Below are 14,724 nucleotides of genomic sequence, written 5' to 3'. Positions count from 1 at the left end.
GATATCAAAAAAATGGTGAGTGAGTTTTATTTTAATTAAAAAATTGAGGAATCACTTTACTGAAAATTCATGAAAACGTGTCGCCATAACGCGCGCGCCGGCGCCGCTCAAAAAAAAACAAAACTGAAAAATACAGGAACAAAAGAAATATTGAAAAAAATATTGAAAAAATAGAAAAGAGAAGAACGATTAGTTCTTCATGCTTCTCACAAACGCTTCAATCAAAGGTTCGGCGCGGGTTGGCCGGGATCTGAATTGTGGGTGGTATTGGGTTCCGACGAAGAACTTTTTGTCCGGCAGCTCAACGGTTTGGGGGGCGCCGCGAATGTCTCCGGAGAAGACGAGGCCGCTTTCTTCTAAGGGTTTCACGAAATCGGTGTTGATTTCGTAGCGGTTTCTGTACCGGCCGAGAACTTTTTCTTTGCCGTAAACGTCCCTGAATAATGTGCTGTCTTTTAAGGTCATTTCAAATTCGCCGAGACGCATGATGCCGCCAAAGCCGGTTCCGTCGTTGTTTTCAGAAATCGTGTCGACGACCGGATATTTTGTCTTTTCGTTGAATTCGGTTGTGTGCGCGCCTTCCATGCCGGCGACGCTTCGGGCGTATTCCACAACAGCCAACTGCATGCCGAGGCCGATTCCGAGGAACGGGATGTCGTTTTCACGGGCGCAGCGAATGGCGCGAAGCATTCCGTTGCTGCCGCGTTCGCCAAAACCGCCCGGAACGACGATGCCGTCAAAAGATTCCAAGTTGGCGAAGCAAGAGTCGTCGCATTCAAGTTTTTCGGAACTGATGAGTTCGCAAACGACTTTGACGCCGACGGCGGTTGAGCCGTGTTTAATCGCTTCAAAAAGACTGATGTAGGAGTCGGGCAGATCGGTGTATTTACCGACGACGGCCAGACGAAGCGCTTCTTCGTTCGGCATTTCTTTGATGTCGTTCATTTTTGAAACCATGTCGCTCCATGTTTTCTCACTGACGAGGTCACGTTCGAGTTTTGGGAGTTTCAATTCTTCAATGATATGGTCGGTAATGCCTTCGCTGTCTAAAATCAGCGGAATTTCATAAAGGTTGGGTACATTGTAGGCGCTGGCGACGTATTCTTCGCGAACGTCGCAGAAAAGAGCGATTTTTTCTTTTGTTTCCTTTTTCAAGGCATAGGTGGCCCGGCCGACGATGAAGTCCGGCGACAGTCCGAGCGTTCTCATTTCTTTGACTGAGTGCTGCGTCGGTTTTGTTTTCTGTTCGCCTTGCGTGTCGTCAAAAGCCAGCGTCACGTGCACGAACTTCATATTTTCATGCTTTTCTTCGTTTTTCATTTGGCGGATGGCTTCCAAAAAGGACATGCTTTCAATGTCGCCGACGGTGCCGCCGACTTCGATGATACAAACTTCGGCGCCGCTTTTTTCGGCAGCGCGGCGGATGCGGCCTTTGATTTCATTGGTAATGTGCGGGATTATTTGAACGGTTTTTCCTAAATATTCACCCCGCCGCTCACGGTTAATGACGGCTTGGTAGACTTTTCCGGTGGTGATGTCGTGGTCGGCGGTCAGTTCGGTGTCCAAAAAACGCTCGTAGTTGCCGAGGTCCAAATCGACTTCGCCGCCGTCTTTGAGGACGAAAATCTCGCCGTGCTGGAGCGGGCTCATGATGCCGGCGTCCACGTTTAAGTAGGGGTCGATTTTCACTGCCGTTACCTTGTAGCCTCTGTTTTTCAGGTTTCTGCCAATCGATGCTGTTGTGATTCCTTTCCCAAGGCCGCTGATGACGCCGCCGGTAACGACAATGTATTTCATAATTTTTCCGCATCCTGTTGATTTAATTTCATTCGGCCAAAATAAATAAAAAAAAGGACAGGAGATTTTTGTTTTTTAAAAACCTCTTGCCCTTTCTGTTTCAAACATAATTTTTATCATGAATTGAATCGGGTTTTATTTTGGTCGGTTATTATTTCATTTATTTTTTATGAACGCATAAGAGTTAATTTCGCGGTATATAAAGTTTCTTCTCGCTTGAATTTCACTTTTTAAAACTAAAAAATATGATACTGCTTGTTGTTTTGGCTTTCTGAATTAATGGGAATTGTTTTTTAAATGTTTGAATTTTTTGGCGTCTGCGGTTTATTCGAATTTTTCAAAAACCGCCCTTTGATTTTTGAAATCCAAACGAAATGTGTTGCCATAACGTGCGCGGTGCCGGCGCAAGAGAAAAAATAAACGAATAATAAACGAAAGCAAATAAAATAACTATGAAATAACTATGAAAATAAAAGAAATAAAAATAAGAATCAAAAAAGCCAAAAAAAATAAAAAAGAAATTTGAGATGGGTTGTTTTCAATCTCAGAATTTCATCGATGGTGAAAAGTGTTCAAAGCAGTATTTGTCAAAGATCTCGTCTTCGACATCGGCGTGCATTTTTTTGTAGTCCTTGGATTTTTGATCAATTTTTTTCATTTTATCCCGGACTTCGGCGTTCATTCTGTCAAGTGTTTTCTGGTCGAAACCTTCTGTGTTATCTAAAGTAAACATATAAATCATTTAATTGTCCATTTGAATTGTGGTTGTTGAATCCTCTTTTGAAGATCCGGTTCTGCCGTATCAAGCGGCATTTATGTCTTAATTATTGAAATCATTCGGCAAACAACATTTCGAATCTATCCCTCATTATCGAAATGATTCATTTTGCCGTCGAATTATAGGTCATTGAAAATGTTGCGTTTTTTTCACACAACGATGGACTATTTTTCCTTATCAGATATATATTTTATCTTTTTTTTATTTTTGATCTTTTTTATATAATATATCGGCTCGGTGTTCGTTCATATCGGCCCATTCTTTAAAAAATACGTTTTATATTTTTATAAAATTTCATTGTTCACCGAATATTTCATTGTTCTCCGAATATTTTTATTGTTCTCCGAATATTTTCATTGTTCTCTGAATATTCTTAAATCGGATTCTTTTTTCAAGACGATTTCCAGTGTTCCGTTATATTCTTCCACAATTCCGGCGGCGCCGATTTGATCGCCCGCGCCGATCTTTTGGGAAATCGAAGCCGCACCGGACGACTTGGGCACAAAAATCATCAAAACGGTTTGATCCTTTCCTTCAATATTGATGATTAAATTCTCGCCCTTGAACGTCATTTTTTTATTCAGAACGGTTCCTTCGATGTAAACGCTTTTTCCGATATCATTTTCCGTCGGAATGACCGGGATTTGCTGCTGTCCGTCCCCGGAACCGGCATCAAAAACGCAGGCGTAGAGCAAAAGGACGGACAAAAAAGCCGTCAGAAATAAGACAATAACGATTTTGTTTTCTTTTTTCATGATAAACCTCCAAAATCCAAAATTCTTGTCTCCGTTAAATACGTTCTGAAAATATCAAAATCGGAAGACTTATATACGGAAATGAAACGGTTTCAAAAATCAGTTTGTCATGACAAATCCTTCAGATCTCCTTCAAAAATAATTCATTTAAATTATCATGAATAATTATTTTTTGACAATGGGAATTTATGACATATCTTTTTCAAAAATAGATTCTATTGACATCAAAAAATTAAAAATATTTTAATTTTGTTTTTATAATTAATACTCTATTCTATATAATTTTAGACAAAAATATTATATACTACGAAGTTTTCATCTTTTTTGCCGTTTAAATTTGCCGGAATTGTAATGACAAATCCAAAAACGGTCTCAAAACGGTTCAAATGAAAAACGTCTCAAAACGATCAAAAACGTCTCAAAACGGATTAAACATTGACAAAAAACGGATTACATTACACAAAAAAACGGTTTACATTGAACAAAAACGGCAGTGAAATTGGATAAAAATTTCTCAAGAGGTGAGATTGATGCTTCAAAATCAACGGTCCCTTCCATTATGAACCCGGATCGTCTACAAATAACGTTTATATTCAAAAGGTGAAAATTTTGATTGATAGCGGCTCTACAGCCTTCATTTTAATATGCATCGCTCTTGTAACACTCATGGTTCCGAGTTTGGGACTCTTCTACGGCGGGTTGGTTCGAAAGAAAAACATTATCTCCGTCATCTTCTTATGCTTCTTATCTTTGGCTTTGGTCAGCCTCCAGTGGGTTCTTTTCGGCTACTCTCTGGCATTCGGTCATGATCTTTTCGGCTTCATCGGCGGTCTCGACTTTATCGGCCTTTCCGGCATCGGTATTGAAGACACGATTGTTTCCGGTATTCCTGATTTGGCTTTTGTCGCGTACCAGATGGTTTTTGCGGGCATCGCTCTCGCCATTATTGTTTCCGGATTTGCCGAACGTGTCAAACTCAGTTCTTTTATTATTTTCGGACTTCTTTGGACGACGATCGTCTACGATCCGCTCGCGCACTGGGCGTGGGGCGGCGGCTGGGCGCACGCCATGGGCGTTTTGGACTTTGCGGGCGGCACGGTCGTTCACATCAGCGCCGGATTCGGCGCGCTGGCGGCGGCGTTTGTCATCGGAAAACGCAGCGGTTTCGGTTCATCACGCGTGGTTTCAGCCCCGCAGAACATTCCGCTGACGCTTCTCGGCGCCGGTCTGCTCTGGGTCGGCTGGTTTGCCTTTAACGGCGGTTCGGCTTTGGCCGCCAACGGCATTGCCGGGTTGGCCGTCATGAACACGGCGATTGCGGCTGCGGCCGGTGCGGTGGTTTGGATTCTCATCAGTTCCGTTTACGGAAAACCGAGTGCCGTCGGATTGGTTTCGGGCGCGCTGGCCGGCCTTGTCGGAATTACGCCGGCAGCCGGATACGTGCCGGTCTATTCCGCCGTCATCATCGGCGGCATTGCGTCCGTCATTTGTTACGCGGCGCTTTCCTTCCGTTTGAAAAAGAAATGGGACGAAAGTTTGGACGCTTGGGCCATTCACGGCGTCGGCGGCCTTTGGGGCGCCGTTGCGACCGGGATTTTTGCGACGGCCGCGTTTGCGGGAACCGGCGGGCTCATCGAAGGCAACTTTACGCTTTTTGCCGCCAACATCATTGACGCCGTTGCCGCTATGGTCTATTCGTTCGTCGTCACTTACGTTTTGGCTTACGTGATTCACAAAACCATCGGGCTTCGTGTTTCCGAACTTGAAGAAGAACTCGGTCTCGATATTTCGAACCACGGTGAACGGGCTTAACGAAAAAATACGATCAGCAACAAGACTGAAAAAATAATATTCAACAGGAGGATTCATATGAAAATGATTGTTGCCGTCATTCGTCCCGACAAATTTGACGCCGTCAAAGACGCGTTGGGCGAAAAAGGCTACTTCGGCATGACCGTTCACAACGTTTGCGGACGCGGCGAGCAGCGCGGCGTCACGCTCCAGTACCGCGGAAAACCGGTTCATGTGGATTTGATTGATAAAATCGAAATCCAGATGACCACTTGCGACGAGAAGGCGGATGAAGTGATCGATATCATTCAGACCGCGGCCAAATCCGGAAAAATCGGAGACGGACGCATTTTTGTTTTGCCGGTGGAAAAAGCGATTACCATTCGGACGGGCGAGGTTTTTTACTAAACCTCCCCTCTCTTTTTTCTTTTTTTCTCTTTCTTTTTTCTCTTTTTAAATTTTCTTTATTGTTTGTTTTTTTGGCGGGCGGCATGCGCGCGCGTTGCGGCACCAATTTTTCATGCGCTTAGAACAACGGCGATCGATTTTATTTTTGTTTTTCAATTTCTCGAAATCAATTTAAATTAACTTATTTTCAATTAAATTGAACGCATAATTAATATTCAATCAAAACCTATTCATATCCTATCTATTGTTTTATTTGTTTATTTTTCAGTTTCATCTTTGTCACAATTATTTAAAACCGATTAAGGAAGCAGTTATATGAGTTGGATTACCCCGGAACCGAATTTAGATGTTGAAAAGCCGCTTTACATTTGTGTTTTATCCAACACGAAAACATCTCAAATTCCGGGACTCTCGGCGGCCGGCAAGACGGCCGAGCTGACCGTTTACACGCCGGCCGGCGACAGCGAACTCATGCACACCGGAAACATCATCAGCGTTCCTGTTTTGCCGATGACGCCGCCTTTGGACACGCCGACGCCGGCCGTAATCACCCGGTCCGCTTTGAATTTAACCAAAACGCCGTACGTTTTCGTCAATTCCGGCCTTATGATTTTGCCGGATGCGTCCATCCCCATGAAATCGACGTCCGGAAAGCCCGGCGAAGACATCCGCAGCGGTGTTGCCGTTCATGATCCGAAAGTGATTTTTGAAAACGCCAAAAAAATCGGCTACGAGCTGGCGCCGGCGACCGACCACCCCGTGATCGGCGAAAGCACGCCGGGCGGTACGACAACCGCGATGGGTGTTTTAATGTCGCTCGGCTACGACGCCAAAGCCAGCAGCAGCGCCGACATCAATCCGATGGAATTGAAAAAACAAGTCATCTGTGAAGCGATGGCGAAAAACAATCTCACATTCGGCTGCCTGTCCGACGATCCGTGGAAAGCCGTTTCTTACCTTGGCGACCCGATGATGCCGGCTGCCGCAGGGCTTGTCGCCGGATTCAAAGAATATGATCCGGAAATGCATATCGTTTTGGCCGGCGGAACACAAATGGCCGCCGTTTTTGCGGTTTTAAAACACGCGGGCGTCAACACGAAAAATGTTTGCTTGGCGACGACGCGTTACGTTATGGAAGACCAAAGCGCCAACTTTGACGCGCTTTCCAAAGAAATCGGATTCAAATCATATATCGCCGACCCTGGTTTCGGAAAATCAAAATTGCCCGGCATCCAGCGGTATGAAGCCGGAACAATCAAAGAAGGCGCCGGCGCCGGCGGTGCGATGTATTTATCGGCGCTCCTGGGCGTTTCTGACCAACAGTTCCGGGAGGAAGTTGAAAACGTTTGCGGCATTTTAAAAGCAGGGAAAGTATAAGACCGCCTTTTTTATTTTTTAAAAATCTTTTTTTTCATTTTTCATTTTTTGGCGTGCGGCATGCGCGCAAAAATTCCGTCGCTTCGCTAGGAATTTTTCAAGGGCGGTGGGAGTCTGTTTCTGTAAATTCGCTTCGCGAATGCTCCCTCCGGTCGCTAAAAGTTTGGTTTTTCTTGTTCCAATTTCCCAAGTAAACCATCCCGTAAAATCAGATGCGAAGCATCTGTATTTTACGGATACCACTGAGCAGATACATTTTAGAAATCGTGAACAGAAGATGCAAGTTGGGTGAGGAATAAACTGTATTTTTGGAAACAGCAGGTGCAAATCGGAATTTAAAAACAGTTAACTGCAGATACAAACTGAAATTTCAAAATAGTTAACTGTAGGTGCAATCGGAATCTAAAAATAGTTAACTGTAGATGCAAATTAAATTTAAAATAGTTAACTGTAGGTGCAATCTGTACTATAAATTGGAATGTATCTTACTGTTCGGATTCCGCAAAATACAGACGCAAAGCGTCTGATTTTGCGGGGTTGTTTGCTTGGGATTAAAGACAGTTACCACAGGTGAAAAATCTAAATTAAAAAAGTTGATTTCGTTTACGATTCCGTGTCCGAAATAATCTGTTTTTCCGCTTCCGCTTCAATCTGTTTTTGATCAATCTGAAGTTTTTTCAGCCAATAGTAATACAAAAACATGCCTGACGTTTTGCTGCCGCCCTTTGCCGTTAATTTCAAAACCGCGTCCCAATCTTTGGGCGTGATTTTATCGCATTCGGCGAAGAAATCGTTCTTCTTTTTCAGTTCCGTTTGAATCCAGCCGCTCATGTTTTCGGAACCGTTGTCCAAAATGTAATCGTAGGATTTGGTGAAATCGGAAACCTTTGCCTTGACTTCTTTGCTCAGGAAACGGCTTTTGAGTTTTCCGGCCATCACGACAGCGCCTTCTCCCAATGTGATATTCTTGTCTTTGTATTCAAAATAAAAAAGGCCCAACGGGTTTTTGCCGAGAAGCGTTTTTCCGTCGGCTTTGGTATCGTTTTTGTTGTCCAAATAAACCGCCAAAAACGCTTTTTCCAACTCTAAGCTTTGTTTGATTTCAGCCAGACAGTTTTGATTTTCAAAAGTGTGCTTTCCGATGAGAACGACTGTCACTTCTGAATCTGAAAGTGTTGTTCTGTTCAACTCTCCGTCTGCTTCTGTTTCTGATTCCGTTTTCAGGGGTCTGATTCCGGAAATAACATTCTCCGCACGCTCTGCATCAGCCGGATCAAAACAAAAATAAACAGAAGTGGTCATAATCATCCTTTCAAATTTTTAAATCAATTTTTAATTTTATTTCTTAATACGGGTAAGAAATCAAAGCCGTCGGATTGTATTTCTTTAATTTCTCAAGACCGCCGATATCGGTCAGCTCGATGACCGCAATCATGCCGACGATGTCGCCGCCCATTTTTTCCACCAGCTGCGCGGTGGCGAGAAGCGTTCCGCCGGTTGCGATCAAATCGTCAACGATCAGCACTTTGGTTCCGGGGCTGATGGCGTCTTTGTGCATTTCAATCGAATTGGTGCCGTATTCCAAGGTGTATTCTTGGGAAACAACTTCGCAGGGCAGTTTTCCCGGCTTTCGGGCCGGGGCGAATCCGATGCCCATCTTAAACGACAGCGGTATGCCGAAGAAAAAGCCGCGTGATTCCGGAGCGACAATTATGTCCGGCTTCTCATCCAGATTTTGGACAACCTTTTCCAGCTGGTTAATCGTTTCCACGTAAACGTCCGGGTCCGACAAAAGCGGGGTAATGTCTTTAAAACTGATGCCGGCAAACGGAAAATCTTCAATAATTCGAACTTTTTCTTTCAGATCCATATTCTCACACACACGGTTTGTTTTTATCGTTTTGAACTTTATTTTAAGTCATGAATTTTTATTCATTCTGTTTTTATTTATTTTGTTTTGATTCATTTTGTTTTAATTCATTTATTTTGATTCATTTAAATTAGATTTAATTTTCAAATCTTAATTTAAATTTTTATTTAATTCTTAATATATTCGTTTTTATTTGATTATTTTGATACGTTTCTGATTTTGTCAAAAGCCGATTTGATTTCTTCCGTGGCGTTTTTCGGCGCGCTGCTGCCCATCACGGCCGACACGACGGCGACGCCGTCAATATTTGTTCCGGTCAATTTGGGAATTGTTTCTTTGGAAATGCCGCCGATCGCAACCACCGGGATGCCGACGGTTTCTTTGATTTCTTTAAGCATTTCAAGAGAAACGGAATCCGCGTCGTCTTTTGTTCCGGTCGGAAAAACCGCGCCGACACCCAAATAATCAGCGCCGTCGGCAACTGCTTTTTTTGCTTCGTCCGCCGTTGACACGGAAACGCCAAGAATTTTATTTTGTCCGATCAGTTTTCGGGCGACGGCAGCCGGCAAATCTTTTTGTCCGATATGAAGCCCGTCGCAGCCGGCGGCCAGCATCATGTCCGTCCGGTCGTTGATGATGAGCGGAACGCCATGCTTTTTGGCGACGGCATAAACGTCGATTGTGGTTTTGTAAAATGTGAGTGAATCCGCTTTTTTTTCCCGAAGCTGAATAACGGTCGCGCCGCCGAGAACGGCTTCCTCAATTTGAAAAAGCAGCCGCTCCGGCGGACAAATCACGCTGTCCGTGATGACATACACGGAATAATCAACGCCGTCTTTGTTTTCCGTTTTTTTGGATTTATTTTTCCAAAACATAAATCTTGGCACCCGCTTCCATTTCCTGACGTCCGGTCAAGTACAAGTAATCCATCACTTTTTCCCGGAACGTTCCAAGTCCTTGATTCGTCTTTTCTACGTAAGCGTACGCTGCTTCGCCGGCCATGCCGTTTAAGACAAAGGCGGCCGCCACGGCGGTCAAATAATCGGTCCGGTCCGCTGCGCCGGCAAATCCGCCGACAAGGCTGCTGAGAACGCATCCGGAACCTGTAATTTTGCACAGCATTTCGTGTCCGTTTTCAATGAAATAAGTGTTTTTGCCGTCGGAAACAATATCGATTTTTCCGGTCGCGCCGACGACGCAGTTGTACCGTTCGGCCAGTCCGGCGACGATTTTGGCGGCGGACTCGGCGTTGTCAAACGTCACAAAGTCGGACGCGTCGGCTTCCACGCCTTTGGTTTTTCCTTCCAAGCCGTAAAGGGCGCGGATTTCGGACATGTTGCCGCGAATAATATCCGGTTTCACGTCGTCTAAGATTTGTTTGGAAACAGCGTCTCGGAGCGGCGTCGCGCCGGCGCCGACCGGATCGAAAATAACGGGGATTTTTAAAGATTTGGCTTTTTGGCCGGCTTTCAGCATGGCTTCAATCTGAAGCGGCATCAGCGTGCCGATATTGATGACAAGCGCCTGTGAGATCGAAACAATGTCTTCCACTTCCCGCAGGTCTTCGGCCATAATCGGGGCGGCGCCCGACGCCAAAAGACCGTTTGCGCATTCGGTGATGGTGACGCGGTTGGTGATGCAGTGGACAAGCGGTTTTTTAAGACGGAGCGTTTCTAAATGGTCGATCGTTTTTGCTTTTGTTTTATCGGATGGAATAAACATAATCGTCACCTCATTATTTGCTGGCGGCAACATTGTGACAATATTATTTAAAAATGTTGAACCAAAAATGAATGTTAATGTGGTTAACAATCATTTTTATTTTTAAATTTATTTTTGAATTATTTTGAATTTATTTTTGATTTTTTATTGATTTTTTATTTATTTTTGATTTATTTTTGGATTTGATTTTATACTTCTTTATAATTTATTTTAGTTAATATATTTATTTACAATGAAATAATCATCAGTTAAAATTATTCCTTTAAAAAAATATATCTACTATTAATTCATCATATATATCAACAAGGTCTTTCGAGATTTATATTTGTCACTTAATTATATTTGACATCACATGATAAAATGAATCCGAAAATCTTGATGTTCCGTGTTTAATTCATGAATAATAAACCTGTACGTGTTTCCGGGTGAAAATCCGGGCCGGAGGGGATAAAATGAAAAATACAACCCGATTACTGCTTATGATGAGTTTGGTTCTTGTTGTGGCGTTAGCCGTCGGCGTTTCCGGATGTACGGACACCACAAACAACACGACCAACAATACAACAAACAACACAACAAACAACACAACCAATAATACCACAAACAACACAACCGTCGTTTCCGGCGGCTTGATGGAAATGAACATTTCCGTCAGCAACGATTCCAAAGCTCTCTATGTTCAATTGGAAAGCAATCCGTCCACCGGATATGACTGGAACATTACCAACAAAAATCCGGACAACGTTTTGAACCAATCCGGTTTTGAAGCAACCGAATCCAGCATGCCGGGCGCCCCGATTTGGGAAACCTGGACATTTAACGGACTCAATGCGGGAACAACCATCTACACGTTTGATTACAAGCGCGCCAATGAATCCGCCATCCAAACCGTTCAAATCGAAGCTCGGGTGAACAGCGATAAGACAATCACCATCTTGGATGTCAAAACAACAAACGCAGAATAATTCCGTCAAAATTATTCATCAAAACGTTCCGTCAAAACAGCTTGAAATATAGTCAAGTTTGAAATATAGTCAAGTTTGAAATATAGTCAAGTTTGAGAAACATAAATGGGATTGATTGAAAAATCAATCTCTTTTCGTTTTTTAAAAAGTCTTTGGATATTTATCTGATCCATTTCGCTATTTTTGGTTCTTCCGTTCTCTTTTATTTTTTATTCTTTCTATCTATTTTCCTTATTTCTCATATTATTCTTCATATACTTTTTATATATTTTTTATATATTCTACTCTTTATTTTTATTTGAATAATATATTCTATATATTTTCTATATTTTTTATTTAATTTTATGATATAATTTAAATCATATACAAATTTATTGAAAAAATTATATAAATAATATCTTAACAATAAAAACTGTTTTTGTTTGGTCCGCGCAATTCATTTTTATTTTTTAAAAACAGCATTGTCCGCGATTGAACATACAAGCATTTTTGCTTGAAGGTAAGACTCAAGGAGGTCTAAAACTATGAAAGTTTCATCCAAATTATTACTTGCAGTGAGTTTGGTTCTTGTGGTCGCGCTCGCAGTCGGCGCATCCGGCTGTACCGACAACGACGCCAACGTGACCAACAACACGACAAACAACACAACCAACAACACAACCAACAATACAACAAACACCACCACCAACAACACAACTGACTTTGAACCGAATGTCACAGTCATCAACGACAACAAAACCTTATCCGTCAAAATCGTCGGCAACCCGACCACAGGCTACACCTGGAATTTGACCAACACCACCGTTGTCGGTGTTTTGAACCAAACTTCCTCCGGATATACTGACCCGACCACCGACGCAAACATGGTTGGCGTTCCGGGAGAATTCTACTGGACATTTGACGGCGTCAGAGACGGCAACACCACGTTGACCTTCGAATATGCCCGGTCCTTTGAAGACAACTCCACGATTGCCACCGTTAAAGTGGACGTCAAAGTCAACACCGACTTAACCATCGAAGTTGTGAATGTGACAGAATCTTAATTCTGAATGTGATGAAAAATATTGAATTCATTTTCAATATTTTCTTCTCTTTCTCTTTTTGTCTTGTTTTTTTGTTTTGTTTCGTTTCTTTGTTTCGTTTTGTTTTTTGTCTTGTTTTTTTGTTTCTTTTTTCTGATTTTTATCTTTTAAAAACAGGATCCGGTTTTGGCGGCACGTCAAAAATGAATGCTGTAACGCGCGCGGCGGCGCAGCGTACGAATCAGCAGGAAGTTCACTGCTTTTAGATTTCAGTTTGCACCCGCAGTTCACTATTTTTATTCTGTTGCATCTGCAGTTGATAGTTTCAGATTGTATCTGCCGGAAGTGCTGAGTTGTATCATCCGTTTGCAATTTCAGATTGTACTACTGAGCAGTATCCGTAAAATGCAAACGCTATCGCGTTTGATTTTACGGAATGGCTTGCTTGAAATTTTCAAAAAACAATCACTGTTTTTTAAAAACACAAAACGAAAATGGGTGCCATAACGCGCGCGCCTGCCGCCCGCCAAAAAAAGAACAAAAATAAAAAAAGAAAACGGTATCCGTTCCCGGACACACGTTTAAGCCACGACTTCCCGGTTGCTGGGTCCCCGCATGTAAGACAAAACGGCGCCGATCGCGCACAATCCGGCGCAAACCATGAACGTGACGCGCATGGCGGTCAGGAAGTTCGGAATCATATCGGGGCCGATCATGTCCGTGTTGCCGACAAAGAATGAAATGCTGCACATGGCAATCGCCATCGAAACGACCATACCGGCTTGGCGGGTGGCCGACAGCATGGAACTGGCGCTGCTGTAATCCCGTTTTCCGACAGATCCCATTACAGCCGACGTGTTCGGCGCGGCGAAGAAGGCAAATCCAAGACCGAGGACGATCTCAATGCCAATGATGTGGGAAATTGGGGTGTTTCCTTGCAGCGTCGTGAGCAAGAGAAGGCCGGCCGTAATGAACAGCATGCCGAGCGTCGACAAGTATTTCGTGTCAATTTTGTCCGATAATTTTCCGATGGCCGGCGATAAGACGGCTTGGATCACCGGCTGCGCCAACAAAACCAAACCGGCGTTTTGCGCCGACAATTGGTCGACGGATTGCAAATACAAACTGAGGAAAAATATAATCGAATACGACGCCGCATAATTCAAAAAGGCGGCCATGTTGGACCGCCGGAACAGCTTGTTTTGAATAAACAATTTGACTTTCAGCACCGGATACGATTGCCTTTTCTCGTAAAGAACAAACAACGGGAGGGCGCAGATGCCGATGAACAACACACCGAAAGCCCACAGCTCCGGCAGGTTTGTGAGTCCGTAAATCAAGAAGAAAACCGTCGCGCCGTAAAGAATCGTTCCGATCCAGTCAAACGGTTCGCCGTGAGATTCGGCATAGTCGCTCTTGACGCCGCGCCAAATCAGAAGGCCGCCGATCAGCGCCAACGGGATCAGCAAAAAGAACAAACTCTGCCAGCCGAGATTATCCGTCATGATGCCGCCGATGACCGGCCCCATGGACGATCCGACGTAAACGAATCCGACGTTAATTCCAAAGGCGGCGCCTCGTTCTTTGGGCGGATAAACCGAACTGAGAATGGCCAGCGACGTTGAAAAGATACACGCCATCCCCATGCCGTCTAAAAACCGCAGCAGAATCAATATGCCGTATGTCGGCGAAAACGGCGCCAAAAAGGAGGTGACGACGATGATCACGGTACCGATTAAGAATACTTTTTTCCGGCCGTACAAGTCAGCCAAACGGGCAACCGGTATGAGGAAGAGCACGGACGCCAAAAGGTAGGCGGTTGACATCCAGCCAAGAGCATGGGCCGTCACCTGAAACGTTTCACCGATGTGCGGCAGCGATAAGTTGACCATGGCGCCGGCGAAAGGCGTAATGAAAGCGGCGATTGAAGCGCCTGCCAAAACGATTTTTTTCTCTCGGGACGTGTACGTCGGATTATTGTTCTCTGAAGACGTGACCGGGTTCGGTTGCGGTTTGTACATAAAAATCAATCACTGTTTTTGAATTTGTTCTTTTGTTCATACAACACTATTCATTTTTGAAAGATGGTGGCTTTAATGTGCATGTGGTTCTATATAAAGGTTGATTTTTTGGGTTGACATAAAAATATTTGAAATTGTTGAGACATTATATTGAAATTAAAAATAAATTAAAAATAAAAATAAAAAACAATTAAAAATAAATTAATAATAAAAATTGA

At 43.5% G+C, this 14,724-nt stretch carries 13 protein-coding genes; 5 read left to right on the top strand and 8 right to left on the bottom strand.

All coding sequences use genetic code 11. From position 1 onward, the window contains the following. Positions 1 to 189 precede the first annotated feature (189 nt). From pyrG to MsAg5_RS05715, 3 genes are all read right to left on the bottom strand, one after another. Positions 190 to 1,797, bottom strand: a complete 1,608-nt coding sequence (gene pyrG, locus MsAg5_RS05725; protein WP_338099665.1) for a glutamine hydrolyzing CTP synthase — start codon at positions 1,795 to 1,797, stop codon at positions 190 to 192. 544 nt (positions 1,798 to 2,341) lie between these two features. Then, complete coding sequence (locus MsAg5_RS05720; protein ID WP_338099664.1) at positions 2,342 to 2,539, bottom strand: hypothetical protein; 198 nt, start codon at positions 2,537 to 2,539, stop codon at positions 2,342 to 2,344. Between the two features lie 389 nt (positions 2,540 to 2,928). After that, the gene (locus tag MsAg5_RS05715; RefSeq protein WP_338099663.1) at positions 2,929 to 3,330 is read right to left on the bottom strand and encodes a hypothetical protein; all 402 of its coding nucleotides are present in this window, start codon (positions 3,328 to 3,330) and stop codon (positions 2,929 to 2,931) included. A 600-nt stretch (positions 3,331 to 3,930) separates the two neighbouring features. Between MsAg5_RS05715 and MsAg5_RS05710 the strand changes: the two genes are divergently transcribed. The 3 genes from MsAg5_RS05710 to cobT all read left to right on the top strand — a co-directional run bounded on the left by MsAg5_RS05710 (position 3,931) and on the right by cobT (position 6,906). Further along, a complete protein-coding gene (locus MsAg5_RS05710; RefSeq protein ID WP_338099662.1) occupies positions 3,931 to 5,142 on the top strand; it encodes an ammonium transporter in 1,212 nt (403 codons plus the stop codon). Positions 5,143 to 5,199: 57 nt separating this feature from the next. Next, on the top strand, positions 5,200 to 5,529 hold the full coding sequence (locus MsAg5_RS05705; protein WP_338099661.1) for a P-II family nitrogen regulator: 330 nt from the start codon (positions 5,200 to 5,202) through the stop codon (positions 5,527 to 5,529). 315 nt (positions 5,530 to 5,844) lie between these two features. Further along, entirely contained in the window at positions 5,845 to 6,906 is a 1,062-nt protein-coding gene (gene cobT, locus MsAg5_RS05700; protein WP_338099660.1) for a nicotinate mononucleotide-dependent phosphoribosyltransferase CobT, read from the top strand. Positions 6,907 to 7,509: 603 nt separating this feature from the next. Here the strand turns inward: cobT and MsAg5_RS05695 are convergent. The 4 genes from MsAg5_RS05695 to thiM form a co-directional block, all read right to left on the bottom strand. Continuing rightward, positions 7,510 to 8,208 carry a TIR domain-containing protein gene (locus MsAg5_RS05695; RefSeq protein WP_338099771.1) on the bottom strand — a complete coding sequence of 233 codons (699 nt, stop codon included), beginning with the start codon at positions 8,206 to 8,208 and terminating at the stop codon, positions 7,510 to 7,512. 43 nt (positions 8,209 to 8,251) lie between these two features. Continuing rightward, complete coding sequence (locus tag MsAg5_RS05690; protein WP_338099659.1) at positions 8,252 to 8,776, bottom strand: adenine phosphoribosyltransferase; 525 nt, start codon at positions 8,774 to 8,776, stop codon at positions 8,252 to 8,254. A gap of 197 nt (positions 8,777 to 8,973) precedes the next feature. After that, positions 8,974 to 9,651, bottom strand: coding sequence for a thiamine phosphate synthase (thiE, locus tag MsAg5_RS05685; protein ID WP_338099658.1), 678 nt, complete (start codon positions 9,649 to 9,651; stop codon positions 8,974 to 8,976). Continuing rightward, positions 9,635 to 10,498 carry a hydroxyethylthiazole kinase gene (thiM, locus tag MsAg5_RS05680; RefSeq protein WP_338099657.1) on the bottom strand — a complete coding sequence of 288 codons (864 nt, stop codon included), beginning with the start codon at positions 10,496 to 10,498 and terminating at the stop codon, positions 9,635 to 9,637. The genes thiE and thiM overlap by 17 nt, the downstream gene beginning before the upstream one ends. Positions 10,499 to 10,950: 452 nt before the next feature. Between thiM and MsAg5_RS05675 the strand changes: the two genes are divergently transcribed. Both MsAg5_RS05675 and MsAg5_RS05670 read left to right on the top strand, forming a co-directional pair. Further along, the gene (locus tag MsAg5_RS05675; RefSeq protein ID WP_338099656.1) at positions 10,951 to 11,463 is read left to right on the top strand and encodes a protease inhibitor I42 family protein; all 513 of its coding nucleotides are present in this window, start codon (positions 10,951 to 10,953) and stop codon (positions 11,461 to 11,463) included. Positions 11,464 to 11,987: 524 nt separating this feature from the next. Then, entirely contained in the window at positions 11,988 to 12,506 is a 519-nt protein-coding gene (locus MsAg5_RS05670; protein ID WP_338099655.1) for a protease inhibitor I42 family protein, read from the top strand. A gap of 560 nt (positions 12,507 to 13,066) precedes the next feature. On the opposite strand, the gene MsAg5_RS05665 is transcribed toward MsAg5_RS05670, so the two are convergent. Beyond that, positions 13,067 to 14,506: an MFS transporter gene (locus tag MsAg5_RS05665; RefSeq protein WP_338099654.1), complete on the bottom strand. Its 1,440-nt coding sequence runs from the start codon at positions 14,504 to 14,506 to the stop codon at positions 13,067 to 13,069. Positions 14,507 to 14,724: the final 218 nt, after the last annotated feature.

It is taken from the genome of Methanolapillus africanus (assembly GCF_032714475.1).
GTDB lineage: Archaea > Halobacteriota > Methanosarcinia > Methanosarcinales > Methanosarcinaceae > Methanolapillus > Methanolapillus africanus.
Note: the sequence above shows the minus strand (reverse complement) of the source record. Positions and strands in the feature narration are given on the sequence as shown.